The organism is Rhodococcoides fascians NBRC 12155 = LMG 3623 (assembly GCF_001894785.1).
GTDB lineage: Bacteria > Actinomycetota > Actinomycetes > Mycobacteriales > Mycobacteriaceae > Rhodococcoides > Rhodococcoides fascians.
In genome coordinates, this window is record NZ_BCWW01000010.1 from 191,366 (window position 1) to 217,167 (window position 25,802).

Annotated in this window: 22 protein-coding genes; 11 read left to right on the plus strand and 11 right to left on the minus strand. The window is 65.4% G+C overall.

From position 1 onward, the window contains the following. The first annotated feature begins 12 nt into the window (after positions 1-12). Positions 13-1,293, plus strand: coding sequence for an ATP-dependent Clp protease ATP-binding subunit ClpX (gene clpX / locus RFA01S_RS20870; RefSeq protein ID WP_027497577.1), 1,281 nt, complete (start codon positions 13-15; stop codon positions 1,291-1,293). A gap of 90 nt (positions 1,294-1,383) precedes the next feature. On the opposite strand, the gene RFA01S_RS20875 is transcribed toward clpX, so the two are convergent. The 3 genes from RFA01S_RS20875 to RFA01S_RS20885 form a co-directional block, all read right to left on the minus strand. Next, positions 1,384-2,187, minus strand: a complete 804-nt coding sequence (locus RFA01S_RS20875; RefSeq protein ID WP_032406767.1) for an N-acyl homoserine lactonase family protein — start codon at positions 2,185-2,187, stop codon at positions 1,384-1,386. A 6-nt stretch (positions 2,188-2,193) separates the two neighbouring features. Next, positions 2,194-3,555 carry an MFS transporter gene (locus RFA01S_RS20880; RefSeq protein ID WP_032368463.1) on the minus strand — a complete coding sequence of 454 codons (1,362 nt, stop codon included), beginning with the start codon at positions 3,553-3,555 and terminating at the stop codon, positions 2,194-2,196. 168 nt (positions 3,556-3,723) lie between these two features. Then, positions 3,724-4,398, minus strand: a complete 675-nt coding sequence (locus RFA01S_RS20885; RefSeq protein WP_027497575.1) for a TetR/AcrR family transcriptional regulator — start codon at positions 4,396-4,398, stop codon at positions 3,724-3,726. A gap of 109 nt (positions 4,399-4,507) precedes the next feature. Here RFA01S_RS20885 and RFA01S_RS20890 point away from each other — a divergent pair, with 109 nt between their 5' ends. Continuing rightward, complete coding sequence (locus RFA01S_RS20890; protein WP_032406766.1) at positions 4,508-5,398, plus strand: shikimate dehydrogenase; 891 nt, start codon at positions 4,508-4,510, stop codon at positions 5,396-5,398. Further along, on the plus strand, positions 5,395-7,287 hold the full coding sequence (locus RFA01S_RS20895; protein ID WP_032406765.1) for a sugar phosphate isomerase/epimerase and 4-hydroxyphenylpyruvate domain-containing protein: 1,893 nt from the start codon (positions 5,395-5,397) through the stop codon (positions 7,285-7,287). Before RFA01S_RS20890 ends, RFA01S_RS20895 begins: the two co-directional genes overlap by 4 nt. Before the next feature lie 7 nt (positions 7,288-7,294). On the opposite strand, the gene RFA01S_RS20900 is transcribed toward RFA01S_RS20895, so the two are convergent. The 6 genes from RFA01S_RS20900 to pcaH are packed head-to-tail and all read right to left on the minus strand — an operon-like array spanning position 7,295 to position 13,213. After that, positions 7,295-8,506, minus strand: a complete 1,212-nt coding sequence (locus RFA01S_RS20900; protein WP_027497572.1) for an acetyl-CoA C-acetyltransferase — start codon at positions 8,504-8,506, stop codon at positions 7,295-7,297. Continuing rightward, positions 8,499-9,317 carry an IclR family transcriptional regulator domain-containing protein gene (locus RFA01S_RS20905; protein ID WP_027497571.1) on the minus strand — a complete coding sequence of 273 codons (819 nt, stop codon included), beginning with the start codon at positions 9,315-9,317 and terminating at the stop codon, positions 8,499-8,501. The genes RFA01S_RS20900 and RFA01S_RS20905 overlap by 8 nt, the downstream gene beginning before the upstream one ends. After that, positions 9,314-10,477: a bifunctional 3-oxoadipate enol-lactonase/4-carboxymuconolactone decarboxylase PcaDC gene (pcaDC, locus tag RFA01S_RS20910; RefSeq protein ID WP_032406764.1), complete on the minus strand. Its 1,164-nt coding sequence runs from the start codon at positions 10,475-10,477 to the stop codon at positions 9,314-9,316. Before pcaDC ends, RFA01S_RS20905 begins: the two co-directional genes overlap by 4 nt. Beyond that, on the minus strand, positions 10,477-11,823 hold the full coding sequence (gene pcaB / locus RFA01S_RS20915) for a 3-carboxy-cis,cis-muconate cycloisomerase (RefSeq protein ID WP_032406763.1): 1,347 nt from the start codon (positions 11,821-11,823) through the stop codon (positions 10,477-10,479). The genes pcaDC and pcaB overlap by 1 nt, the downstream gene beginning before the upstream one ends. Positions 11,824-11,865: 42 nt before the next feature. Beyond that, positions 11,866-12,504, minus strand: coding sequence for a protocatechuate 3,4-dioxygenase subunit alpha (gene pcaG / locus RFA01S_RS20920; protein WP_032406762.1), 639 nt, complete (start codon positions 12,502-12,504; stop codon positions 11,866-11,868). Next, positions 12,497-13,213, minus strand: a complete 717-nt coding sequence (pcaH, locus tag RFA01S_RS20925; RefSeq protein ID WP_032406850.1) for a protocatechuate 3,4-dioxygenase subunit beta — start codon at positions 13,211-13,213, stop codon at positions 12,497-12,499. The genes pcaG and pcaH overlap by 8 nt, the downstream gene beginning before the upstream one ends. A gap of 109 nt (positions 13,214-13,322) precedes the next feature. On the opposite strand from pcaH, the gene RFA01S_RS20930 reads away from it, so the two are divergent. After that, complete coding sequence (locus RFA01S_RS20930) at positions 13,323-14,072, plus strand: CoA transferase subunit A (protein ID WP_179271310.1); 750 nt, start codon at positions 13,323-13,325, stop codon at positions 14,070-14,072. Then, on the plus strand, positions 14,069-14,752 hold the full coding sequence (locus RFA01S_RS20935; protein WP_052060565.1) for a CoA transferase subunit B: 684 nt from the start codon (positions 14,069-14,071) through the stop codon (positions 14,750-14,752). The genes RFA01S_RS20930 and RFA01S_RS20935 overlap by 4 nt, the downstream gene beginning before the upstream one ends. Here RFA01S_RS20935 and fdhD read toward each other — a convergent pair. Both fdhD and malQ read right to left on the minus strand, forming a co-directional pair. After that, positions 14,735-15,574, minus strand: coding sequence for a formate dehydrogenase accessory sulfurtransferase FdhD (gene fdhD / locus RFA01S_RS20940; RefSeq protein ID WP_032406761.1), 840 nt, complete (start codon positions 15,572-15,574; stop codon positions 14,735-14,737). The genes RFA01S_RS20935 and fdhD overlap by 18 nt on opposite strands. A gap of 60 nt (positions 15,575-15,634) precedes the next feature. After that, positions 15,635-17,794: a 4-alpha-glucanotransferase gene (gene malQ / locus RFA01S_RS20945; RefSeq protein ID WP_032406849.1), complete on the minus strand. Its 2,160-nt coding sequence runs from the start codon at positions 17,792-17,794 to the stop codon at positions 15,635-15,637. Between the two features lie 184 nt (positions 17,795-17,978). Here malQ and RFA01S_RS20950 point away from each other — a divergent pair, with 184 nt between their 5' ends. The 6 genes from RFA01S_RS20950 to RFA01S_RS20975 are packed head-to-tail and all read left to right on the plus strand — an operon-like array spanning position 17,979 to position 25,741. Beyond that, a complete protein-coding gene (locus RFA01S_RS20950) occupies positions 17,979-18,410 on the plus strand; it encodes an ATP-binding protein (protein ID WP_032406760.1) in 432 nt (143 codons plus the stop codon). Next, entirely contained in the window at positions 18,410-19,195 is a 786-nt protein-coding gene (locus RFA01S_RS20955) for a SigB/SigF/SigG family RNA polymerase sigma factor (RefSeq protein ID WP_032368200.1), read from the plus strand. The genes RFA01S_RS20950 and RFA01S_RS20955 overlap by 1 nt, the downstream gene beginning before the upstream one ends. Positions 19,196-19,244: 49 nt before the next feature. Further along, positions 19,245-21,245 (plus strand): S9 family peptidase, encoded by a 2,001-nt coding sequence (locus RFA01S_RS20960; RefSeq protein ID WP_032406759.1) that lies wholly within the window; start codon positions 19,245-19,247, stop codon positions 21,243-21,245. Between the two features lie 9 nt (positions 21,246-21,254). Then, positions 21,255-23,924, plus strand: a complete 2,670-nt coding sequence (locus tag RFA01S_RS20965) for a valine--tRNA ligase (RefSeq protein WP_032374441.1) — start codon at positions 21,255-21,257, stop codon at positions 23,922-23,924. Next, on the plus strand, positions 23,925-25,355 hold the full coding sequence (gene folC, locus RFA01S_RS20970; RefSeq protein ID WP_052053192.1) for a bifunctional tetrahydrofolate synthase/dihydrofolate synthase: 1,431 nt from the start codon (positions 23,925-23,927) through the stop codon (positions 25,353-25,355). It abuts the gene before it with no gap. After that, positions 25,352-25,741, plus strand: coding sequence for a DUF4233 domain-containing protein (locus RFA01S_RS20975; RefSeq protein WP_027497558.1), 390 nt, complete (start codon positions 25,352-25,354; stop codon positions 25,739-25,741). The genes folC and RFA01S_RS20975 overlap by 4 nt, the downstream gene beginning before the upstream one ends. The last annotated feature ends 61 nt before the right edge of the window (positions 25,742-25,802 follow it).

Sequence of the window (25,802 nt, forward strand, 5' to 3'; positions counted from 1 at the left end):
AGGAACCTCCGAATGGCACGCATCGGTGACGGTGGCGATCTGCTGAAGTGCTCGTTCTGCGGCAAGAGCCAAAAGCAGGTCAAGAAGCTCATTGCAGGACCAGGGGTGTACATCTGCGACGAGTGCATCGACCTGTGCAACGAGATCATCGAGGAGGAGTTGGCCGAATCGAGCGAAGTCAAGCTCGACGACCTGCCCAAGCCTTCCGAGATCAAGGACTTTCTCGAGAACTACGTGATCGGCCAGGACGCTGCGAAGCGCACGTTGGCCGTCGCTGTCTACAACCACTACAAGCGCATTCAGGCCGGCGACAAGGCGCGCGATGTGCGCGGCGAATCCGTCGAGCTGGCCAAATCGAACATCTTGATGCTCGGTCCCACCGGGTGCGGCAAGACGTATCTGGCCCAGACCCTCGCCAAGATGCTCAACGTGCCGTTCGCGATCGCCGACGCCACCGCACTGACCGAAGCCGGGTACGTGGGTGAGGATGTCGAGAACATCCTGCTCAAGCTCATCCAGGCCGCGGACTACGACGTCAAGCGGGCCGAGACCGGCATCATCTACATCGACGAGGTCGACAAGATCGCTCGTAAGAGCGAGAACCCGTCGATCACCCGCGATGTCTCCGGTGAAGGCGTACAGCAGGCACTGCTGAAGATCCTGGAAGGTACCCAGGCCAGCGTCCCGCCGCAGGGCGGACGTAAGCATCCGCATCAGGAGTTCATCCAGATCGACACCACCAACGTGCTATTCATCGTCGCCGGTGCTTTCGCAGGTCTCGAGAAGATCGTGTCCGATCGCGTCGGCAAGCGCGGTCTCGGGTTCGGAGCCGAGGTGCGTTCCAAGGCCGAGATCGACACGCAGGATCACTTCGCCGAGGTGATGCCCGAGGATCTGATCAAGTTCGGTTTGATCCCCGAGTTCATCGGTCGTCTCCCGATGATCGCGTCGGTGACCAACCTGGACAAGGAATCACTGGTCACCATCCTGTCCGAACCGAAGAACGCGTTGGTCAAGCAGTACCGTCGACTCTTCGACATGGACGGCGTCGAGCTCGAGTTCACGTCCGAGGCACTCGAGGCAATTGCCGATCAGGCGATCCTGCGTGGCACCGGTGCTCGTGGGTTGCGCGCCATCATGGAAGAAGTGCTGCTTCCGGTGATGTACGACATCCCGAGCCGGGACGACGTGGAGAAGGTCGTGGTCACGGCAGAGACGGTCAACGACAACGTCTTGCCGACCATCGTTCCGCGCAAGCCCGAACGCCCGGAGCGACGCGACAAGTCGGCCTGACCAGCTCCGGCACGACACAGAACGAGCCCCGATCATCGAACGCGATGATCGGGGCTCGTTCTGTGTTGTGGAGGTTCTCGATCGAGGTTGTCAGCCGAGGACCGAGATGTGCGGGTGCAGGTCCGGGTCGACCGCGGCACACCGCTGCGCCACCAACGGGTCGTGGCCCGGCACGACATGCTCGGGGCTGTCGGCGAGTTCCTTGATCCGGTCGAACGCGCCGAACATGTCCGGCAGGCAGTGCAGAATCGCGAAGGGACTGTCGGATTCGATGTTCTCGTAGAAGTGACTCGCATCCGACGCCAGCACCAGGGTCCCGCGCTCGGTGTGCACGCTGACTACCTGCATGCCCGCGGTATGTCCGCCCACCGCATGCACCGAGAGTCCCGGTGCCAGTTCGCGGTCGCCGTCGACGATGTCGAGACGCGGACTTCCCGTGACGTGGTCGATGTCGGACCGCGAGTGCAACCAGCGTTCCTGCCCGACGCGGGTCGCCCACGGGCCGTTCCAGTAGTCGAGCTCTTTCTGCTGGACGACGTAGCGGGCCGACGGCAGATCTGCGACGACTCCGGTGTGGTCGTAGTGCAGATGGGTCAGCACACATACGTCGATGTCACCGGGGGAGATTCCCAGCTCTCCGATGAGGTCCACGGGGGAGCCGACGTAGTCCAGTCCCTTCATCCGTGACGCCGTCGCCGGTGCGAGACCGGCGTCGACGAGGACGGTCTCGGTGTCCGACAGCGCGAGCCACACGTAGTACGCGGTGGGGTGCGGCTCGTGACCGCGCTCGTCCGCATAGTGGAAGTGCGTGCTGCGCAGGGAAGTTCGGCTCGCATAGCGCACGGCGTACACACGCCATTCACCGCTGCGATCCGGTCGCAGTCCGTCGATCATCGCGGGTCAGTTCGACGTCGTACGAGCGACCGACTCGCGCCGAGTCGTTCGAGTGGATCGTCCGAGCTCGTCGGTGGGCGTGCGATAGGTCTCCTTGGACGTGGACACGATCGCAACGTTGACGGCGCAGAACACGGCGGTGACGATGGCGACCGGCAACCACGCACCGATCTCGGCCCCGGCGATGGCGCCGGCAATGGTGGGCGCGAATCCTGCTATGGCGAAACCGATCTGGGTACCCAGCGCAGTTCCGGTCAGACGGACCCGAGCCGGGAACATCTCGCCGTAGAACGAGGGCCACACACCGCCCGTCGCGCTGTGGACGAAACCGAACATGACGATGCCGAAGACGAAGATGAGCGCGTAGTTTCCGACCGAGATGGACCAGAGGTATCCGAACATGAGGATTGCGCAACCGATCGATCCGAACAGGAACACCGGCTTGCGACCGACACGATCGGACAGCGACCCGAAGAACGGGAGTGCAAACAGCGCGACGACGTTGGCGAGTACGCCGACCCACAGCATCGGAGTTCGTTCCAGACCGACTGTGTTGACTGCGTACGACAGCGCATAGACGGTGAATATCGTACTGACCGAGGCGATCACGGCGGCAAACATGACTCGAAGAACGGCGGGCCAGTGCTCGGACAGCAGTTCGGTCAGCGGGAGACGCTGCGGCTCGGCGGACGCCACCTCTTCCTCGAAGACTGGGGTCTCGTCGAGCGAGCGCCGGATCAGGAATGCGGCTACAACGACGAATGCGCTGAGGAAGAACGGGATTCGCCAGCCCCAGCTGAGCAACTGGTCCTCGGGGAGCATGGCGACCGGGAGAAAGACTGCGGTGGCAAGGATCTGACCGCCCTGGGTGCCGCTGAGGGTGAAGCTGGTGAAGAATGCCCGTCGGTGGTCGGGTGCGTGCTCGAGGGTCATGGAGTTGGCACCCGCCTGCTCACCGCCCGCAGAGAAGCCCTGGGCCAGGCGCAGCAGGACCAGGATTATCGGGGCCGCGAGGCCGATGGATTCGTACGAGGGAAGGACGCCGACTCCGAGGGTGGCGACTCCCATCAGCAGGACGGTGGCAACCATGACCTTCTTGCGGCCGTAACGGTCACCGATGTGACCGAGCACCAATGCGCCCAGTGGGCGGGCCAGGTATCCGACCCCGAAAGTCGCCAGGGCCAACAACGTTCCGGTGGCGGGGTTGGAACCGGGAAAGAACACGCGGCCGAAGACCAGCGCAGCGGCGGTGCCGTAGATGAAGAAGTCGTAGTACTCGAGGGCGCTGCCCACCCAGGCCGCGGTTGCGGCTTTACGCGGGTTGGCTCCGGGGCGCAGGGGCGGGTGACCGGACGTGAGGGGATCCATCGGTGTCGTCTCTTTTCGTGTGACGGGAAGCCGGGCGCACAGTTCGACATCCACGACCCGATCGGCCGCTAATGTACGAAATAGTTAACTCCGGGCGCTCTTAGATATTGAACGTGATCCATGCCACGTGTCAACCCCCGATGCGATGCGGGTCGCTCGATCTCGGTGTCAGGCGTCGGTGGAGGTGAGGAACGCGATGATCATGTCGCCGAGCATGGCCCGCAGTCGTGTGCGGTGCGCCGGGTCGGTGAGGTCGCGCCCGAACAGTGCCTCGAACGTGTATCGGTTGGACAGCCGGAACACGCAGAAGCTGCTGATCGCCATATGGATGTCCAACGCGTCGACATCGGTTCGAAAGAGCCCGTCGGCCTGCCCGCGCGCAAGAATGTCGGCCAACAGCTCGGCGGCCGGATTGCCGAGATTGCTCAGCGCCTCGGAAGTGCCGATATGTTCGCCGCGCAGAATGTTCTCGGTCGATACCAGCCGGATGAAGTCCGGGTTCTGCTCGTGATGGTCGAACGTGACCGATGCGATGGCGCGGATCGCCTCGACCGGACCGAGTCCTTCGACGTCCACGGCTCGTTCGCGCTCGCGGATGCGGAGGTAGGACCGCTCCAGAACGGCCTTGTACAGGCCTTCCTTGTCGGTGAAGTAGTAGTACAGCATCCGCTTGGTCGTGTGTGTTCGTTCGGCGATCTCGTCGATGCGTGCGCCCGCGAAGCCCTTGTCCGCAAACTCCTCCGTGGCTACCTCGAGGATGTTGTGTCGGGTCAGATCGCTGTTGCGCCGACGTTTGACGGCCGGTCCGCTGTCGTCGGAGGTGTCGGTTGTACGCGGAGCCATGGGTCGACTCTATCGCCGCGAATTGCGGAGAAAGGGTGTGTGCGTGCCGTCACCGTAGTACCGTCGAGCTAACTCACCAATTAGTACATTAAAGCTCGAGGAGATCGACATGCCGGAATCCCTGCTCTGCGGGCTGATCGGGACGGGTATCGGCAAATCGCTCACGCCCGCGATGCACGAGCGAGAGGGTGCCGAGCACGGTCTGACCTACCTCTATCGGATCATCGATCTCGATCGGCGCGGGCTGACCGTGGACGACCTACCGCGGCTGGTGGCCACGGCAGCCGACCTCGGATTTCGCGGCCTCAACATCACCCACCCGTGCAAGCAACGGGTTCTTCACTGCCTCGACGATCTCTCGGAGGATGCCGCGCGTCTGGGTGCCGTCAACACCGTTGTGTTCTCCGACGGGCGCGCGATCGGTCACAACACCGACTGGTCCGGGTTCGACCGAAACTTCGGCCGTGGCCTACCGGGAGCCGACCTCGGTGATGTCGTGCAACTCGGAGCCGGGGGAGCGGGTGCCGCTGTTGCGTACGCGATGGCACGCCGGGGAGCTGCAAAGCTGACACTCGTCGATGCCGATCCTCTTCGGGCGCAGCAGCTCCGAGACTCGCTGGCCTCGATGTTCCCCGACTCCGAGATCTGCTCGACCGGCGTCGATCGACTCGCAGATGTGCTGAGCACGGCGTCAGGGTTGGTGCACGCAACGCCGATCGGAATGCTCGCCCACCCGGGATCTGCTGTGCCGCAGAAACTTCTGCGTCCGCAGATGTGGGTTTCGGAAGTCGTGTACAGGCCGGCCGAGACCGAATTGCTCATGCAGGCAGCGCGAGCGGGGTGCCGAACCCTGAGTGGCACCGGCATGGCCGTGTTCCAGGCAGCGGACGCCTTCGAGATATTCACCGGCCGAATCGCGAACGCAGATCGGATGATCGCGCACATGGGCACCCTCATCGACAGTGAAGATCGCGTCGCTGCCGCCGGGGCCTCCGCATGACGGCCATTGCCACGTCGGTGGCCACTGTCTCGCTCAGTGGGTCTCTCGACGAGAAGATGCGCGCCATCGCCGAATCCGGGTTCGACGGGTTCGAGGTGTTCGAGCCGGATCTGATCAGCTCACCGGACCTGCCTGCAGACATTGCGAAGAAGGCTGCAGATCTGGGACTGACCGTCGATCTCTACCAACCCTTCCGTGACGCCGACTCCGACGACCCGGACCAGTTCGCGCGCAACCTCGTTCGCGCCGAACGCAAATTCGACGTGATGGAACAGCTGGGATGCGACCTGCTGCTGGTCTGCTCGTCACCGTTGGCCGGTGCAGTGCGCGAGGACGACAAGCTGATCGAACAGATGGCAACTCTCGCCGAGCGTGCACATCGCCGCGGACTGCGGCTGGCCTACGAAGCGCTCGCCTGGGGTAGCCACGTCGACACCTACCGTCACGCCTGGGACATCGTCCGGCAGGTGGACCACCCGGCGTTGGGAACCTGTCTCGACAGCTTCCACATCCTCTCCCGCGGCGACGACCCGTCCGGCATCCGCGAGATACCCGGCGAGAAGATCTACTTCCTACAACTGGCCGACGCCCCGCACCTGGTGATGGACGTCCTGCAGTGGAGTCGCCATCACCGATGCTTCCCCGGTCAGGGAAACTTCGATCTGGCAACGTTCGGAGCCGACGTCGTGGCCTCGGGCTATACGGGCCCGTGGTCGCTCGAAATCTTCAACGACGTCTTCCGGCATTCCGACACCGGCCGAACGGCGTCGGACGCACACCGTTCGTTGCTCCACCTGCAGGAGCAGGTCCGCAGCGTCGACACCGTCGTGCCGAATCCCGATCTGTTTTCCCCGCCTCCGCCCGGCCCGATCGAAAACATCGTGTCCCTACGTATCGCCGCGGGCCCTGCCAAGGCCGCCCAGTTGGGTACCACCTTGCGTCACCTCGGCTTCGACCTCACCGCCGCGCACAGCGAACACGGACTGTCGCTGTTCACCCAGGGCCCACTCGCAGTCGCGGTCGACACGACCGTCGATACCCTGTGGACCGCACCGGGCGTCCCCGCCCACCTGCCCGCTCTGGCCCAGATCGGGGTCCGCAGCGAACGGCCCGATCTGTGGTTGACCAGAGCCCGCGCTCTGGGTGTCCCCGCCGCGACGGTCACCATGCCGGGCGTGGCCGACGCGAACGACGCGGTGGTGCGGCTTGCCGTCACCGGTGCAACCTCGCTCGACCTACGCACCCGAGACAGCGCCGGTGCCTGGCAGTCCGCATTCGACCTCGCTCCCAGAGTGCCTGTGCCGCAGGACAAGCCCCTGGTCTCGCACGTGGACCACATCGCCCTCGCGGTCCCGGCGGAAAGCTGGGACGGCGTGATGCTGTTGCTCCGCTCGGTGTTCGGCATGGTGCCCCGGGACGGTCAGGACGTCGTGGACGCGATCGGACTGGTGCGAAGCCAGGCCCTCACCCTGACGACCACGAACGGCACCATTCGCCTGTCGCTCAACATGGTTCCCGGTCGCCCGTCCGATGCCGACCCCCTGCCCGCCGCCCGCCGCGGAGGCGTCGGACATGTGGCGTTCGGATGCGAGGACATCTACGCCGCGGCCGAGGCGATGACCGAACGCGGTCTCACGCCGTTGCGTATCTCGCCCAACTACTATCGCGACCTGAACGCACGGTTCGGGCTCGGTCCGGACACCCTCGACGCGATGCAGCGGCTCGGCATCCTGTACGACGCCGACTCCTCAGGCGGCGAGTTCTTCCACTTCTTCACCGGCACCGTGGGCGACGACCTCTTCTTCGAGGTGGTGCAGCGGGTAGGCGGGTACGAAGGCTACGGGGAGACCAACTCGGCTGTGCGCCTGGCTGCGCAACTACAGCAGTGAGTAGCGATCAGGACAGTCGCTCGAACACCGCGGCCAGGCCCTGTCCGCCGCCGATGCACATCGTCTCGAGTCCGTAGCGGACCTCTCGGCGGTCCATTTCACGGAGCAGGGTGGCAAGGATTCGGGCACCGGTGGCCCCGACCGGGTGGCCGAGCGAGATGCCGGAACCGTGAGGATTCAACCGCGGGTCGTCCGACTCGATACCCCAGGACCGAGTCACGGCGAGCGCCTGGGCGGCGAAGGCTTCGTTGAGTTCGATGACGCCCATGTCGTCGAGAGTGAGCCCGAGGCGTCCGAGCGCTTTCTCGCTGGCGGGCACCGGGCCGATTCCCATGGTGCGCGGAGCGACTCCGGCAACGCCCCAGCTCGCGAGTCGCGCCAGTGGTCGGAGTCCCAGCGCCGCAGCCTTTTCGGGGGTGGTGACGATGGCGATCGCGGCGCCGTCGTTCTGCCCGCTGGCATTGCCCGCGGTGACCGTCGATTCGGGATCGATCGATGCACGGATTGCCTTCAGCTTCGCCAACGACTCCACGGTGGTGTCGGCCCGTGGATGCTCGTCGGTCGAGACCAGAACCGGTTCCGACTTACGCTGGGGGACAGCCACACCCACGATCTCCTCGGCGAACACGCCGCTGTTCTGCGCGGCGACCGCCCGCCGATGCGACTGCACGGCCAGCGCGTCCTGATCGGCGCGGCTGATGGAGAACTCCTGGCGAAGATTCTCGGCGGTCTCGATCATGCCGCCGGGCACCGGAAAGTTCTTGCCACCCGCCGTCACTCGGGCCCGCGCAAGTCGGTCGGAGAGGGCGACCGCCTCGGCCTTGACGCCCCACCGCATGCCGGTGGCGTAGAACTCGGTCTGGCTCATACTTTCGACGCCGCCTGCCAGAACCAGGTCGTTGCCGCCGGACTGCACCTGCATGCACGCCTGCAGTACTGCTTGTAGGCCGGAGCCGCAGCGTCGGTCGATCTGCATGCCGGGCACGTCGATGCCGAGATCGGCGTCGAGGGCGGCGATTCGACCGATGGCCGGTGCATCACCGTTCGGTGACGCCTGACCCAGGATCACGTCGTCGATGTCCGCTCCGGAGATGCCCGTTCGCGCAACGAGTTCGGTGATGACCGTGGCCGCGAGGGCCTGGGCGGAAATGTCGCGGAACTGGCCACCGAAACGGCCGACGGGGGTACGCAGGGGCTCGCAGATCACGGCTTCAGGCATGGGTGTTTCCTCGCTTGTCGTTGGCTCCGGTACTCACCCGGAGCAGATCGGTCTCGATGGCGCGGGTGGCGTCGAGCAAGGCCGGGAGTAGTTCGGCGCGCACGGCGTCCGCAGAATGACGTGCAGCTTGGGTCGAGACGTTGGCTGCGGCGACAACCACGCCGGCGCTGTCGCGGATGGGTGCGGCGATCGAACGCAGGCCCTCTTCGAGTTCTTGGTCCACCAGGCAGAAGCCGTCGACCCGCACTCGTTCGAGTTCCCGCGCGAGCGAGGCCGCGGTGGTGATCGTCTTGCCCGTCAACGGCGTCAACCGCACTCGCTCCAGGTACGCATCCAGCTCGTCCTCGGGAAGACCGGCCAACAGCACCCGGCCCATCGAGGTCGCGAACGCCGGAAATCTGGTGCCGATGTTGATGCCGACGGTCATGATGCGGCTCACCGGAACCCGGGCGACGTACACCACATCGTCACCGTCGAGTATCGACACCGAGGACGATTCACGCACTCGTTCGGCGAGCGCCTCGAGATGGGGACCCGAGACCTCGGGGAGCGAAAGACTCGACAAGTAGCTGTACCCCAATTCGAGTACTCGCGGGGTGAGCCAGAACATCGAGCCGTCGGTACGCACGTATCCGAGTTCGACGAGTGTGAGCAGAAACCGCCGGGCGGTCGCGCGAGTCAGGTCGGTCGCTCGGGCCACGTCGGCCAGCGTTCGACGCGGATGCTCGCCGTCGAAGGCTCTGATCACTGCCAAGCCGCGTCCGAGAGACTGGACGTAATCCGAGGACGGCGGTGTGTCCGCGGCACTCACGAGGTTTCGCTCTCGGTGATGGCGGCCTGAGCCAATGCGAAAGCGTTGTTGCTGTTCGGTACTCCCGCGTAGACGGCGGTGTGCAAGAACACCTCGGCGAGTTCGTCGGGTGCGATACCGGCACGCAACGCCGCTCGGATGTGCATGTCGAGTTCGTGGTGGTTACCCAGGGCCGTCAGAACGGCCAGAGTCAGCAGTCGGCGGGTGTGGTGGTCGAGTCCGGGACGAGCCCAGACGTCGCCCCATGCGGTTCGGGTGATGAAATCCTGGAACGTGGACGTGAATTCGGTTCTCGATGCGATGCTGCGGTCGACGTGGGCGTCACCGAGCACACTGCGCCGTACGGCCATTCCGGTGTCGTGCGCCGCGGACCGTCCGGCGGAGTACGCATTCGCTCCGACGTGAGCGGCAATGGCCGCCGTGACGCGGCCTGCCTGTTCGACATTGGCCAGATGTGCGGCCGGGTCGAGTGTCAGGAACGTCGATCCTGCAATGCCATCGGCGATGATGCGCAGATCGTCCGGAGTGGTCGACGGATCCTGTCGGCCCGCGATCACGAGGGTGGGAGCGGCGATCCTGGCAAGGTCCGCGCGAGAATCCCACTCGGACAACGCCTCACAGCATGCCGCGTAGCCCTCGTCGGAGGTCTCGGCAATCATGCGTCGACACCGTGCGACGAGATCGGTGTCGCGGGCGGCGAGTTCGGGCGTGAACCACCGTGCCAGTACAGCGTCCGCGAGTGCTGCTGTCCCCGAGGCGCGGACGGTCGCGGCTCGGTCGATCCACTGAGCGGGTTCACCGAACTTGGCGGACGTGCACAGCAGAGTCAGAGTGCGCACCCGCTCGGGGCGATGAATCGCAATCCATTGAGCGACGGCACCGCCGAGGGAGAGTCCGACCACGTGGACGCGTTCCAGAGCGAGTGAATCCAGCAGTGCAAGAACGTCACCGGCGAGATCGGCCACGGAATAGGGGCCGGGGGGTACCGGTGATCGACCGTGTCCCCGTAGATCGACCGTCAACACGTGGACGGAAGCCGACAGTGCGCCCACCTGCGGGTCCCACATCGATCGGTCCGAGCCGAGCGAGCCGATCAGCACGACGGTATCCGCACCGGGGTGCGGCCCCTCGGTGCGGTGGTGAGCCAGAGTGACTGTCATCAGATGTCCTTCGAATCCGTGGGGCGTTCGGTGTCCGGTGCACACGCAGCGAGGATGTCGTCGACCAAGTCGGGTGCGTGACCCACATAGCCTGCTGGATCCAACATCTCGCGGACCGCCGCCGGCGTCAAGAAGGCGGTGATGGCGGGATCCGTGTCCAGTGGCGCACCTGCTGCGCATCGGTCGGTGACGATGTCGCGGGCGCGCTCGGTGTGCGGTGCCAGCGCCGCCGTGACCCGTTCGGCGAGAAGTGCACCACCCGTCGCTTCGAGGTTGCGCGCCATGGCATCTGGATGCACATGCAGACCGGTCAGGCTCGTCGCTATGCGATGCGCACCGCCGCCGGTGAGGCGTAGCAGATCGGTGACGGTCTCCCATTCGGCGTGCCACGAGCCGGCGGCGCGCTGCTGCTCGTGGTCCATGTTCGCCAGCACTGTCGCAACGGCTCCCGGCACCCGTCGGGCCGCAGCCCGCGCGGTGACGGCGGCGATCGGGTTGCGCTTGTGTGGCATTGCCGACGAACCTCCCGGCGCGTTCTCGGACACCTCGGCCAGTTCGGTGGCGGACATCGACACGATGTCCCCGGCGATCTTCGCAATGGAGCCCGCGGCAATACCCAACGCGCACGCCAGATCTGCGACGGTGACGCGGTCGGTGTGCCAGGGCGCAGTCTGTGGTGCCAGACCGAGGGCGTCCGCGAGCGCGGCGGCAATGGCCGGACCGTGCGGATGTACGGCGGCCATCGTTCCGGCGGCACCACCGTATTGCACACAGCACGACCGCCGAACCGCAGCGAGACGGTGACTCGAACGATGCAGCGCCCCAGCCCAATTGGCGGCCACCAGCCCGAAAGTAGTGGGTAACGCCTGCTGGCCGAGGGTGCGCGCGACCATAGGAGTGGTTCGGTGCGCCAGCGCCAGGCCTCGCGCCGCGGTATGTGCATCACCGAGCGACGCCTCGACGACCGTGAGTGCGTCACGTGCGACGAGCATGGACGCGGTGTCCATGATGTCCTGGCTGGTCGCCCCGGGGTGCACTGCAGCAGCAGGAACTCCGCGCTCGGACACCGCGTTTCGCAGTACTTTCACCAGTGGTATCACCGGATTCCCACCGGCCGCTGCAGCCGCTCCGAGTGCTGTGATGTCCAGAGATTCACCCAGCTCTGCCGCGACCGCGGTGATGATGTCCGCATGCTTCGCGTCGACCACGCCGACCGAGGCAGCCGCCCGGGAGAGGGCTGCCTCGACGTCGAACATCGCCCGAACCCAGCCTCGGTCGCCGACGATCGGTGCGATGATCTCGCTGCCGAATGTCGGATCGAACAGTGCCCCTCTATCGGAAGCCATGGTCCTCTTTCACCGCATCGTCGATCAGTTCGGGAGCGTGCATCACAGCGCGAAGAACGGGGTCTCGTCTCCGTCCGGATCGGTGTTCTGTAACACGATATCGAGGTGGTAGCCGCCGTCCACTGTGGTGGCGACGAGTCGGGCTCGCTTGTCGGCGGGCAAGGCGGACAGCACCGGATCGATTTCGTTGGCCTCGGCCTCGTCCGGGAAGTACATCCGCGTGACGACCCGCTCGAGCATTCCGCGGGCAAAGATTCCGACGTCGATGTGGGGTGCTTCGACGAGGTCGTTCTCGGCGGGCAACGGCCCCGGTTTGATGGTCGTGATCGTCATCGTTCCCCGTGCATCGGCAAATGCTCGACCGAAGCCGCGGAAACCTGCGACACGTGGTGCCACGGCACCCCGTGGATCGTCCGGATGGTCGAAGCGACCGTCGGAGTCGGCCTGCCAGGTCTCGATCATGGCGTCGGACACCGGTTGACGAGCCCCGTCCACGAGGGTGAACGTCAGGGTGATCGCCTCGGCGGTGCCGGGAGGTACCACGTCCTGTCCGGCCGGCCACAGCAGACCGATGTGGACGTAGGGCCCGACCGTCTGAGAGGGCGTCTGACCGAACGGTGCGGTGGTGAAATCGGCACCGGTCACCACCGGGTACCGGGGAGCGAACTCGGGGTCAGTCATCGTGGTCGTCCTCCTCGAACGGGGTGGCGTTGCGTCCGCGCAGAACGATGTCGAACCTGAACCCGAGAGCCCAGTTCGGTTGTGTTGCTTCGTAATCGAAGGTGCTGATCATGCGAGCACGCGCGTCTTCGGGGGCTGCGTTGTAGATGGGATCCTGGAAGAACATGGGGTCGTCGGGGAAGTACATCTGCGTCACCAACCGCTGGGTGAATGCGTGACCGAACAGGGAAAAGTGAATGTGGGCAGGCCGCCATGCGTTGTGGTGGTTGCCCCAGGGGTACGCGCCCGGTTTGATCGTGGTGAAACGGTATCGGCCGTCGGCATCGGTGAGTACTCGGCCCACGCCGTCGAAATGCGGGTCGAGAGGTGCAGGCCAGCGATCACCCGAGTGTCGGTAACGCCCGCCCGCGTTGGCCTGCCAGACCTCGACGAGGGTGTTCGGGATCGCTCTGCCGTCGCTGTCGAGCACTCGTCCGTGCACGGTGATGCGTTGCCCCTGAGCTTCACCACCTCGCGCGAGTGTCAGGTCGGCGTCGGAGTCGGTGACCCGTCCCTCGCCCAGAACCGGACCGGTGATCTCGGTCAATCGTTGGGGGAGAAGCGTCAACGGCTGCGCCGGATGCCGCAGGGCAGTGGTCCGGTACTCGGCGAAGTCGCGTGGTGCATGGACACCCGTCTGGTCCCGGTACTCGGGCGGGAGATGAAGCATCGACAGCTCCTGACGATCGTGGTGATCAAGCGCACTCGCCACCGTATACATGTGTTCGCATGGTGGCAACCTGTTCACATAACGCACATTGTCGGGTACCGTCGCTGCCATGTTGGACAAAGTCGTGGCCAGTGCCACAGAAGCGGTAGCGGACATCCCCGACGGGTCGTCGATCGCCGTGGGCGGGTTCGGGTTGGTGGGAGTGCCGGAGATCCTGATCGCCGCGGTGCTCGAGCAGGGAGCTACCGACCTCGAAACCATCAGCAACAACTGCGGGACCGACGGCTTCGGTCTGGGAGTGCTGCTGGCGCAGCACCGCATTCGGCGCACGATCAGCTCGTACGTGGGATCCAACAAGGAATTCGCACGGCAGTACCTCGGCGGCGAACTGGAGGTGGAGCTGACCCCGCAGGGCACCCTCGCCGAGCGGCTGCGAGCCGGTGGTGCCGGTATTCCGGCGTTCTTCACCCCCGCGGGTGTCGGGACGCAGGTGGCCGACGGCGGTTTGCCGCTGCGCTACGACGGCAGCGGCGGCATCGCCGTGGCGAGTCCGCCGAAGGAGACCCGGGAATTCGACGGGGTCACCTATGTGATGGAGCGCGGCATCGTCGCGGACTACGCCTTGGTCCACGCCTGGAAGGGCGACAGGCACGGAAACCTGGTGTTCCATGCCAGCGCACGGAACTTCAATCCACCGGCCGCCGCGTCGGGTCGGATCACCGTGGCGCAGGTCGAGCACCTGGTCGAGCCGGGGGAGATCGGTCCGGACGAGGTGCACACCCCGGGCATCCATGTGCAGCGGGTCGTGCATGTCGGCCCGGTCGAGGTCGGCATCGAGCAGAGGACGGTACGAGCATGAGCGAGAAGATGTCCCGCGAACAGATGGCCGCCCGGGTGGCGCAGGAGCTCGGCGACGGGCAGTACGTCAACCTCGGAATCGGCATGCCGACCCTGGTGCCCAACTACATTCCGACCGACGTCTCGGTGATTCTGCATTCCGAGAACGGCGTGCTCGGCGTCGGCCCCTATCCCACCGAGGACGAACTCGATCCCGAGATCATCAACGCGGGCAAGGAAACCATCACGGTGCTTCCCGGCTCGTCCTACTTCGACTCGTCGCAGTCGTTCGGAATGATCCGCGGCGGCCAGGTCGACGTCGCCGTGCTGGGTGCTATGCAGGTCAGCGCCACCGGCGACCTCGCGAACTGGATGATCCCCGGGCACATGGTCAAGGGGATGGGTGGTGCCATGGATCTGGTGCACGGTGCCCGTCGCGTGATCGTCATGATGGAGCACGTCTCCCGGAAGGGTGAACCGAAGATTCTGCAGTCCTGCACTCTGCCGCTGACCGGGAAGGGCTGCGTGCACAGGATCATCTCGGACATGGCGGTTCTGGACGTCACCGACGACGGGTTGCGCCTCGTCGAGACCGCGCCGGGGATCTCGGTGGACGAGGTCCGGAACGCCACCGCAGCCGAGCTACTCGTCGATGTCGCTGGGGAGTGGAGCCTGCGGAACGACTCAGGAGATACCGTCTGACACCAGGACGCGGTCGGCGCGGGAGTAGATGTTCATCGACCGGCCGCGGAGAAAGCCGATCACCGTCAGTCCTGATTCGGTCGCGAGATCGACCGCGAGAGACGACGGTGCGGACACCGCAGCAAGTATGGGGATCCCGGCCATCACCGCTTTCTGCGCCAGCTCGAACGAGGCGCGGCCACTGACCATCAATATCATGCCGCGCAGCGGAACTCGATCGTGCTCGGTGGCCCAGCCGACGACCTTGTCCACCGCGTTGTGGCGTCCGACGTCCTCGCGGAGGACGAGCATGTCGCCGTCCGCAGTGAACAGCGCCGCAGCGTGCAAGCCGCCCGTGGTGTCGAAGACCTTCTGCGCTGCGCGCAGGGTGTCCGGTAGCCCGGCAAGGGTATCGGACGTCACAACGACGCCGTCGTCAGCAGGAGAATGCTTGGTGCGCAACCGAATTGCGTCGAGTGACCCCTTGCCGCAGACCCCGCACGACGAGGTCGTGTAGAAATTGCGTTCCACCCCGGTCTCGGGGGCTGCCACGCCCGGTGCCAGCGTGACGTCCAGGACGTTGTAGGTGTTCGCGCCCTCGTCGTCGACGCCGTCGCAGTACCGTGCCGCAGCGATATCGGCACGCGATGCAATGACGCCCTCGGTCAGCAGAAAACCGTGGGCCAGTTCGACGTCGTGTCCCGGCGTACGCATCGTGACGGCAAGGGCTCTGCCGTCGACGCGCAGTTCCATCGGTTCCTCCACCACCAAGGTGTCGGGACGGTCGACTCGGTGTTCGCCGCGTATTCGGACGACGGGTCTGCGAGCGGTGATCCGGCCCATCAGTGCCGACTCGATACGCGGCGACGTCGAAAGCTCATACCTCGATTGTGGACCCTCGTGTCATCGGTCCGACGACTCGGTTGCCATTGCCCGCACGAGCGACACCAATCGCGGGTGTTCGGCGAGGTCGTCGACCAGCACTGCCGAGCCGTCGGAGTCGGCGAGCGGGACCTTCCAGTTGCCGTACTGGGTCTCGTCCGTACCCGGTTGGTTCTGAATGCGATGTTCACCGACCGCGTCGACGAGAGCGACGCCGATCAGCAGTGACGGGCTGCGCTGGACCAGCCGGTGCAACGCCTCGACGGTCTCGTGGTTGTCGGCATCGGCAGCGAGTAATCCACGGGTGCGGGCCAGGTTCAGAACCGCCTCTCGCGCAAGGGAATCCACTTCCTTTTCCGCATCGATGTCGCGCTCGAGCAGGCCGAGTCGGGACCGCAGTTCGATGTGCTCGCCTTCGAGGTATCCAGCGGTGGGAGGCAGGTCGTGCGTCGTCACCGACGTCAGGCACAGAGTCCGGTAGTCCTCGGGCGGGATAGGTCCGGAATCATCGGCCTCGAACCAGAGGATGGAGGTGCCGAAGATTCCGCGCTCGGTGAGGTATTCCTGCACCATCGGCTCGAACACCCCGAGGTCCTCGCCGACCACTACCGCACCCGCGCGCTCGGCTTCGAGGGCGAGGATGCCGATCAGCGCCTCGTGGTCGTATTCGACATACGTTCCGCCGCCGGCGTTCTCGGCCTCCTGCGGAATCCACCACAACCGGAACAGGCCCAGGATGTGGTCGACGCGGATGCCCCCGGCGTGACGCAGAATCGTGCGCAGCATGTCTCGGTACGGGACGTAGGCCATCTCGCGCAGTCGATCCGGATCCCATGGCGGTTGATTCCAGTTCTGGCCCTGTTGGTTGAAGTTGTCCGGCGGCGCTCCCACGGTGACTCCGGACACCAGTACGTCGCCGAGCGTCCACGCATCGGCGCCGCCGCGGGCGACTCCCACCGCGAGGTCGTGCATGACGCCGATATCCATCCCGGCGTCGAGCGCGGCCCGCTGGGCAGCGGCCAGTTGCTCGTCACAGATCCACTGCAGCCACATGTGAAAGTCGATGCGCCCGGCCAGCTTTGCGCGTTGTTCGAGGACGAAATCGGTGCGGGGGTGCGCTGCGCGATCGGTCCATGCGGGATCGTTCGGGCCGAACTTCTCCGCCAGCGCGCTCCACACCGCAAAATCCCGGAGCCCGGTGTCCTCGCGTTCGACGAACGCCCGGAACGCGGACTCGCGGGCCGGACTGCGCTCGACCTTGTGGACGCGTTCGAGGGCGCGGAGCTTGGCCTTGAACGTCGCGTCCCGGTTCAGCTTCTTGGTGCGAACGTTCGCCTTGTCGAATCGAGCCGCGGCATCCTGGATCTTGCCGAACTGCTTGGGCGAGAGCAGCGCCGTCTCCCGAATGTTCTCGACACGGATGTACAGCGGATTGAAGAAGCGTCGCGTGGTCGGTAGATACGGAGAGGCCTCCACGGGCGTCGTCGGCCGGTCGGCGTGCAGCGGATTGACCAGCAGATAGTCGAATCCATGCACGCGGCCGGCGATGTCGACCATGTCCTCCAGGTCGGCGAGATCACCGATGCCCCACGAACGCGTCGAGCGCACCGAATACAGCTGTGCCAGCAGACCGGTACGTTGCCTGTCGGCAAGTTCGGCATTGGGCGACAACGACTTCGGTGTGACCACGACGACCGTGTCCGAGGTTCGGACGGTGTTGTCCTCACCGATCGTCGTCGCAGTGAGGCTGTGCCATCCCAGCGGGGCATCGCCGGGCACCACGAACGTGGCACGTCCGATCAGCCGTCCGTCCACCTCGCGCGGATCGACCCAGACGTCGGCCTGCGGTACCTCGATGGCGTCGCCGTCCTCGGACACCATCGACACTTCCACCGGATTGCCGTGTGGCACATGCACCCACACCGTCGCGTCGGTGCCCTGGGTCGTGACGACCACGGGCGGAAGCAGGCGACGCCACGGTGCGTTCTCGATGTCCTCCAGTGCGCGATCGACATCCTCGGTGGTTTCGGTCGTGTAACCGCGTGCAGCCAAGACCTGCCGCAGGGTCGCGTCGCTCACGTCGTGCTCGGTGTCGTCCCAGCCTCGGTACGACGTCGACGTACCGAGCCGCTGGGCGAGAGTCCGTAGGGCCTGCGAGTAATCCTCATCCGAATGTGCCACGGTGTCGATCGTGCCAGTTCGACGGGCGCACGTCACCCGCACCGGTCGGCCGTTCACCGCAGGTTCGTTCCGCGGTGTGTTCGGGGGGCGACACTCGTGTACTGCGAGGGTTGAAAGCTTCCCCGCTGGGTAGTCTTGCTCGGCACACGAGAAACGAACTGCTTGGCGACGATGGGAAGTGCGGATGGCTGGGGTCAGCAAGATCGAAGAACTGGAGCGAGATTCCGGTGCACCGGTCGAGCTGAGGGTGCGCGCCGAAGCCGACCAATTGCCGGTTGTGCGGGCCGTCGCGGAGACTCTCGTGTTGCTCAGTGACTTCACTCTCGACGACATCGCCGACGTGAAACTCGTCGTAGACGAGGTGTGCTCCCAGCTCATCAAAGGTTCGGTCGCCGACGCGGAACTCTCGTGCAGGTTCTCCGTCAACGATGCCGGGATCCGAATCGTCGTGACGTCCACGCTGACTCCGACGTCGGTCCCGAAGCAGGACAGCTTCGGTTGGCACGTATTGCAAACTCTCGCAGACTCCATCGAACTCCGCGCCGACGACGCGATCGACGACGTTGCCGGCCGCACCGTCGCGATCGACGTGGTCAAGCGGAGGAGCAAGGTCTAGTGCCGGTGCCGCAGGAACGAAGCACACGGCGAGAGTCCGACGATTACAGCGACGTGGTCGCGCTGATCCAGCAGATGCAGGCGCTGGACGAGAATTCACCGCAGCGTTCCGTGCTGCGTGACCGCATCATCACGCGCTGCCTTCCTCTCGCCGAACACATCGCGCGCCGATTCGGTGGGCGCGGTGAAGCGCACGAGGACCTCTTGCAGGTGTCCAGGCTGGGTCTGGTCAATGCAGTCGACCGGTTCGACATCGAGCGTGGGTCGGATTTCGTCTCGTTCGCCGTCCCCACCATCATGGGCGAAGCACGTCGCTACTTCCGCGACGCCGGCTGGTCGGTACGGGTACCGCGACGCATGAAAGAGCTGAACTCGATGATCTCGCAGGCGGTGGGATCGTTGTCGCAGAAGCTCGGTCGCGCCCCGACCGCGAGCGAGATCGCCGCCGAACTCGGGATCGACGTCAAGGAAGCATCGCAGGCACTGCTTGCCCGCAGCGCGTATCAGACAGTGTCGGTCGATTCGGTGGTGAGCGAGGATCGCCTCCCGCTGATGGACACGCTCGGTGCCGACGACCCGGAACTCGAGAAGATGGAAAGCTACCTCGCTGTGCGGCCCGCGCTGGAGAAGCTGCCCGAGCGCGAACGTCGCATCGTGGTGCTCCGGTTCTTCGGGTCCATGACTCAGACGCAGATCGCCGAAAAGGTCGGAATTTCGCAGATGCACGTGTCGCGCATTCTGGCGCGCACGCTCGCTCAGTTGCGTGAGGATCTCGGCGAGGACTGAACCGGACACAGCCGACGCGGAACGATCTGTTGCCACTACTGTCGTTCGCATGAGTGTCTACGACAACATCGACGAGTACATCGCGGCCCGACGTGTCACGGGGTTGGCGGTGGATCGCAGTGGTTCTCGTGCGGTCGTTGTCGTTGCTGCTCTGAGTGATTCGCGCACCGAGTACCGAACGTCGCTGTGGGAGATCGACGTGGACGGACGTTCTCCGGCGCGGCGAATCACCCACGGCGAGCTGGGCGAGAGCGCGCCGGTGTTCACCGCGTCCGGGGATCTGATGTTCTCGCGCCGCTCCAGCGAGGATGATCCGGCACAGTTGTGGATACTGCCCGCCGCCGGCGGGGAGGCCCACGTGGTCGAGACCCGGTCGGCGGGAATCGGTGACGTGCGAGCGGCTCGGTCCGTCGATCGGTTCGCCGGCTTCTCGCCGGTGTTCGGCTCGTCCACGACAGACGAGGACGACGACGGCCTGCGTACCGAGCGCAAGACGAACAAGGTGGATGCAATTCTGCACACCGGTGTGCCGGTGCGTTTCTGGGATCACGATCTCGGTCCCGCAACCCCGCATCTGTTCGCAGGCGAGACGGAAACCGACCTCGAGTCGGCACCACTGCGTGATCTGACGCGTGACGCGGCAGGCGCTCTGCAGGAAGCGGCCTTCGACATCAGCGCCGACGGCACTTTCGTCGTCTCCACGTGGTCGGTGCCCGGCCCGCTGGCAACCGTCCGCACGATACTGGTGCGCATCGACACCGGGACCGGAGAACGGACCATGATCGTCGACGACGCGGATGCCGATCTGGGTGCACCGGCCATCTCGCCCGACGGCCGTGCCGTCGCGTTCGTCCGTGAATCGATCTCGACTCCCGAACAAGCGCCACGAATGACGTTGCAGCAGTACGAGTTCGGTACGGACTCCGTCACCGATCTCGCTCCGGGCTGGGATCGATGGCCGATCGGTCCGGTCTGGCTGCCGGACGGGTCCGGCGTGTTGGTCACCGCGGACGACGACGGCCGGTCGCCGATCTTCGTGATCGAGGCGGGTGCGGAGCCGCGTCGTCTGACGCATACCGACGACGCGTACACCCACATCCATGTGTCGTCGGACGGAAAGCGCGTAGTCGCTGTGGCCGCCTCGTATCTGGCCGCCCCGCACCCGGTCTCGATCGACCTGTCCGACGGCACCGTGGTCGACCTCGACGCCGGAATCGACAACGGCCCGCTGCCCGGCACGTTGACCGAGATCGAGACCGCCGTCGAGGACGGCAGTCGAGTCCGAGGATGGCTGGCGTTGCCGCACGGTGTGTCGGACGATTCGCCCGCGCCGCTGCTGCTGTGGGTGCACGGCGGCCCACTGGGTTCGTGGAACACGTGGTCCTGGCGGTGGAATCCATGGCTGATGGTGGCGCGAGGGTACGCGGTGCTGCTCCCGGATCCGGCGTTGTCCACGGGCTACGGCCAGAACTTCGTGCAGCGTGGTTGGGGCGCGTGGGGCAGTGCCCCGTTCACCGATCTGATGGCGTTGACCGATGTGGCGGTTGCCCGAACCGATATCGACGACACGCGCACCGCCGCAATGGGTGGCTCGTTCGGCGGGTACATGGCCAACTGGATCGCCGGGCACACCGACCGATTCGACGCCATCGTCACCCACGCCAGTCTGTGGGCACTCGATCAGTTCGGACCGACGACCGACGCACCGTGGTACTGGGCGCGGGAGATGTCCCCCGAGATGGCGGTGGAGAACTCTCCACACCTGTTCGTCGCGGACATCTCGACGCCGATGCTGGTCATCCACGGTGACAAGGACTATCGCGTGCCGATCGGCGAGGGCCTGCGGTTGTGGTACGAACTGCTCAGCGAATCGGGATTGCCCGCCGACGACGACGGTGAGACCGAGCACCGGTTCCTGTACTTCCCCGGCGAGAACCACTGGATTCTGACGCCTCAGCACGCCAAGGTCTGGTACGAGGTGGTACTGGCATTTCTGGCGGGGCATGTCCTGGGCGAGAGCGCGTCGATGCCGCGAATACTGGGCCACTAGAATCGACCGGTGACCAGTTCAGCGCCAGAGACCCCAGACAACCCAGCCGACCGTTTGCCCAAGAGCTGGGACCCCAGCGAGGTAGAGGCCGAGCTGTACCGGGGTTGGGTGGATGCCGGTTATTTCGAGGCCGATGCCACCAGCGACAAGCCGCCGTACTCCATCGTGCTGCCGCCGCCCAACGTCACGGGCAGCCTGCACATGGGCCACGCCCTCGACCACACGTTGATGGACGCGCTGAGTCGGCGCAAGCGCATGCTCGGGTACGAGGTGCTGTGGCTCCCGGGAATGGACCACGCGGGCATCGCCACGCAGTCGGTGGTGGAGAAGCAGCTCGCCGCCGACGGAAAGACCAAGGAAGAGTTCGGTCGCGAACTGTTCATCGACAAGGTGTGGGACTGGAAGCGCGAGTCGGGCGGCACGATCGGCGGCCAGATGCGTCGTATCGGCGACGGTGTCGACTGGAGCCGTGAGCGATTCACCATGGACGACGGCCTGTCCGAGGCCGTGCAGACCATGTTCAAGCGCATGTTCGACGACGGTCTGATCTACCGCGCCGAGCGGCTGGTCAACTGGTCGCCGGTGCTGCAGACGGCCATCTCCGACATCGAGGTGAAGTTCGAGGACGTCGAGGGCGAACTCGTCTCGCTTCGATACGGGTCGCTGGACGACTCCGAACCGCACGTCATCGTGGCCACCACTCGAGTGGAGACGATGCTCGGCGACACTGCTGTGGCGGTGCACCCCGACGACGAGCGCTACCGGGCTCTGGTGGGCACCACCCTCGAGCACCCGTTCACCGGACGAAAAATTCCGATCATCGCCGACGACTACGTCGATCCCGAATTCGGTACCGGCGCAGTGAAAATCACTCCGGCGCACGACCCCAACGACTTCGAGATGGGCGTTCGACACTCACTGCCGATGCCGTCGATCATGGACAAGGCCGGCCGCATCGCCGATACCGGAACGCAGTTCGACGGTATGGACCGATTCGAGGCGCGTGTCAAGGTCCGTGAGGCCCTGGCCGAGCAAGGCCGAGTGGTCGCCGAGAAGCGCCCGTACCTGCACAGCGTCGGACACTCCGAGCGCAGCGGTGAGCCGATCGAGCCGCGTCTGTCGCTGCAGTGGTGGGTCAAGGTCGACACCCTGGCCAAGGCGGCCGGTGACGCAGTTCGCAACGGCGACACCGTCATTCATCCCAAGAGTCAAGAGCCGCGCTGGTTCGCCTGGGTCGACAACATGCACGATTGGTGCATCTCGCGTCAGCTGTGGTGGGGCCACCGAATTCCGATCTGGTATGGCCCCGACGGCGAGACGGTGTGCCTGGGACCGGGGGAGACCCCACCCGAGGGGTGGGAGCAGGACCCCGACGTCCTCGACACCTGGTTCTCTTCCGGCCTGTGGCCCTTCTCGACGATGGGCTGGCCGGAGGCCACTCCCGAACTGGAGAAGTTCTACCCGACCGGCGTACTCGTCACCGGCTACGACATTCTGTTCTTCTGGGTCGCCCGGATGATGATGTTCGGCACCTACGTCGGAGCCGACGACGCCATCACCGCAGGAAAGCAGGGCCCACAGGTTCCGTTCCGAGATGTCTTCCTGCACGGACTGATTCGCGATCAGTTCGGCAAGAAGATGTCCAAGTCTCGGGGCAACGGCATCGATCCGCTCGACTGGGTCGACCGCTTCGGCGCGGATGCACTGCGGTTCACGCTGGCCCGCGGTGCCAACCCGGGTGCCGACATGTCCGTCGGCGAGGACCATGCGCAATCCTCGCGCAACTTCGCCAACAAACTGTTCAACGCCACCAAGTTCGCCCTGATGAACGGCGCAGCGCCGGCCGAGCTGCCGTCGCGCGCCGCACTCACCGACGCCGACCGTTGGATCCTCGACCGACTCGATCAGGTTCGAGCAGAGGTGGATTCGGCGTTCGATCGCTACGAGTTCAGCAAGGCGTGCGAGGCGCTCTACCACTTCACGTGGGACGAGGTCTGCGACTGGTACCTCGAAATTGCGAAGGTGCAGTTCGCCGACGAGAGCATCGCCGAATCCACCCGTGGAGTCCTAGGCAACGTTCTCGACGCGGTGCTGCGCCTGCTGCACCCGGTCGTCCCGTTCGTGACCGAGACCCTGTGGAAGGTGCTGACCGGGGGAGAGTCCCTGGTGGTCGCCACGTGGCCGACCCCTGCCGCCGATCCGGTCGATCCTGTTGCTGCGCAACGCATCGAGGACATGCAGCGCCTCATCACCGAAATTCGTCGGTTCCGCAGCGATCAGGGGCTCAAGCCCTCGCAGAAGGTCGCCGCTCGCATCGTGGGAGTGGGCGACGCCGACCTGGAGGGCCAGATCTCGGCAGTGACCTCGCTGGCCCGGTTGACCGAGCCGGGTGCGGACTTCGCGGCGACGGCATCGGTGGAGGTGCGTACGAGCAAGGCCACCGTCGTCGTCGAGCTCGACACCTCGGGCACGGTCGATCTGGTCGCCGAACGCGCGCGACTGGTGAAGGATCTCGCCGCTGCGGAGAAGGAGTTGGCCCAGACGACCGGCAAACTGGGCAACGAGGCATTTCTGGCCAAAGCCCCGGATGCGGTGGTGGACAAGATCAGAACTCGTCAGACGATCGCTCGCGAAGAGATCGCGCGCATCGGCGCGCGCCTCGAATCGATGGGAAGCTAAGTGACCGAGCCGGACGACGCCCTGCCGTCACCACCACCGACCCCGGTCGACCTGGCCGAGCTCGCACTCGTCGAGGCCGAGCTCGACAAGCGTTGGCCCGAAACGAAGATCGAGCCGTCTACCGCCCGAATCTCGGCGCTGATGGACCTGCTCGGTTCTCCGCAGAAGGCGTATCCGTCGATCCACGTGGCCGGAACCAACGGCAAGACGTCCGTCACCCGCATGATCGATGCGTTGCTGACCGCTTTCCATCGGCGTACCGGCCGCACCACCAGCCCCCATCTGCAGATGGCTACCGAGCGGATCAGTATCGACGGCCGTCCGGTGTCCCCGCGCACCTACGTGGACACCTACAACGAGATCGCACCGTTCGTCGAGATGATCGATGCACAGTCCGAGGCCGCCGGTGGACCGCGGATGAGCAAGTTCGAGGTCGTCACCGCCATGGCATTCGCGGCCTTCGCCGAGGCACCCGTCGAGGTCGCCGTCATCGAAACCGGGCTGGGCGGCCGCTGGGATGCCACCAACGTGGTCGACGGTGAGATCGCCGTCATCACCCCGATCGGTCTCGACCACGTCGAATTCCTCGGGGACGATCTGTCCACGATCGCGGGGGAGAAGGCCGGCATCATCAAGAAGGCACCGGAACTACTCGTGCCACGGGACACGGTGGCCATCCTCGCCAAGCAGGAACCCGAGGTGTCCGAGGTCCTGCTTCGTGCGGCGGTGCAGGCAGACGCTGCCGTGGCACGGGCCGGATCGGAGTTCACCGTTCTCGGTCGGCAGATAGCCGTGGGCGGACAACAGCTGGAGTTGCAGGGGCTGGGCGGTGTCTACACCGACATCTTCCTGCCGTTGCACGGAGAGCACCAGGCGCACAACGCCTCTCTCGCTCTCGCAGCAGTCGAGGCATTCTTCGGGGCGGGCCCGGACCGTCAACTCGACCAGGACACCGTGCGCGAAGCCTTTGCGACCGTGGTCAATCCCGGTCGTCTCGAGCGAGTACGCAACGCGCCCACGGTGTTTCTCGATGCCGCGCACAACCCGCACGGGGCCGCTGCACTGGCGGCCGCCCTGACCGACGAATTCGACTTCCGCAAACTCGTCGGAGTCGTCAGTGTCATGGCGGACAAGGATGTCGGCGCGATCCTCGAAGCATTGGAACCGGTGTTCGACGACATCGTCGTCACCCACAACGGGTCCGGTCGAGCGATGGATGTCGACGCGTTGGCCGACATAGCCGTGGCCAAGTTCGGCGACGAGCGGGTCGTGGTGGCGTCGACGCTGCCCGATGCGCTCGAAACGGCGATCGGGTTGGCCGAAGAAGTGGCCGAGCCCGGCGAAGCCGTGTCCGGTGCCGGGGTCGTCGTCACCGGCTCGGTGGTGACCGTGGGCGCAGCGCGCACGTTGTTCGGAAAGGATCCCGCGTGAGCGAAGCAGAGTTTCGACCACCGACAACCGACCCGTGGAAGGGATTTCGCGGTGTGTCGGCGGGCACACTGGTACTGGAAGCGATCGTGACTCTGCTCGCTCTTCCGGTCGTGGCGACTCTCGGCGGCGGCGCAACGTGGTTCTCGACCACCTATATCGTGGCGCTCGCCGTGGTGATGATTCTGGCCGCGGGGAAACAGGGCGAACCCTGGGCGATGAAGCTCAACCTCGCGTTGCAGTTCTTCGTGATGGCCGGGGCCGTGTTCCATCTGTCCATCGGTGCCGTGGGTCTGATCTTCCTTGCCGTGTGGCTGTATCTGCTCTATCTGCGCCGGGACATCACCGAACGCATTCGACGCGGCATGCTGCCCGGGCAACGCGACTGACACCGGACCGGTCGGTTGGGGCCATGCGCCGCGCGACCGGGTGCCGGTGTCCATTACTGTC

Excerpts from the sequence above, each read along its gene's own strand:
- pcaDC (WP_032406764.1), bottom strand. The coding sequence starts at position 10,477 with ATGACAGTCACTCTGGCTCACCACCGCACCGAGGGGCCGCACCCCGGT.
- pcaB (WP_032406763.1), bottom strand. The coding sequence starts at position 11,823 with ATGGCTTCCGATAGAGGGGCACTGTTCGATCCGACATTCGGCAGCGAG.
- pcaG (WP_032406762.1), bottom strand. The coding sequence starts at position 12,504 with ATGACTGACCCCGAGTTCGCTCCCCGGTACCCGGTGGTGACCGGTGCC.
- RFA01S_RS20930 (WP_179271310.1), top strand. The coding sequence starts at position 13,323 with ATGTTGGACAAAGTCGTGGCCAGTGCCACAGAAGCGGTAGCGGACATC.
- clpX (WP_027497577.1), top strand. The coding sequence starts at position 13 with ATGGCACGCATCGGTGACGGTGGCGATCTGCTGAAGTGCTCGTTCTGC.
- RFA01S_RS20895 (WP_032406765.1), top strand. The coding sequence starts at position 5,395 with ATGACGGCCATTGCCACGTCGGTGGCCACTGTCTCGCTCAGTGGGTCT.
- fdhD (WP_032406761.1), bottom strand. The coding sequence starts at position 15,574 with ATGGGCCGGATCACCGCTCGCAGACCCGTCGTCCGAATACGCGGCGAA.
- RFA01S_RS20960 (WP_032406759.1), top strand. The coding sequence starts at position 19,245 with ATGAGTGTCTACGACAACATCGACGAGTACATCGCGGCCCGACGTGTC.
- pcaH (WP_032406850.1), bottom strand. The coding sequence starts at position 13,213 with ATGCTTCATCTCCCGCCCGAGTACCGGGACCAGACGGGTGTCCATGCA.
- RFA01S_RS20950 (WP_032406760.1), top strand. The coding sequence starts at position 17,979 with ATGGCTGGGGTCAGCAAGATCGAAGAACTGGAGCGAGATTCCGGTGCA.
- RFA01S_RS20875 (WP_032406767.1), bottom strand. The coding sequence starts at position 2,187 with ATGATCGACGGACTGCGACCGGATCGCAGCGGTGAATGGCGTGTGTAC.
- RFA01S_RS20885 (WP_027497575.1), bottom strand. The coding sequence starts at position 4,398 with ATGGCTCCGCGTACAACCGACACCTCCGACGACAGCGGACCGGCCGTC.
- RFA01S_RS20935 (WP_052060565.1), top strand. The coding sequence starts at position 14,069 with ATGAGCGAGAAGATGTCCCGCGAACAGATGGCCGCCCGGGTGGCGCAG.
- RFA01S_RS20900 (WP_027497572.1), bottom strand. The coding sequence starts at position 8,506 with ATGCCTGAAGCCGTGATCTGCGAGCCCCTGCGTACCCCCGTCGGCCGT.
- RFA01S_RS20890 (WP_032406766.1), top strand. The coding sequence starts at position 4,508 with ATGCCGGAATCCCTGCTCTGCGGGCTGATCGGGACGGGTATCGGCAAA.
- RFA01S_RS20880 (WP_032368463.1), bottom strand. The coding sequence starts at position 3,555 with ATGGATCCCCTCACGTCCGGTCACCCGCCCCTGCGCCCCGGAGCCAAC.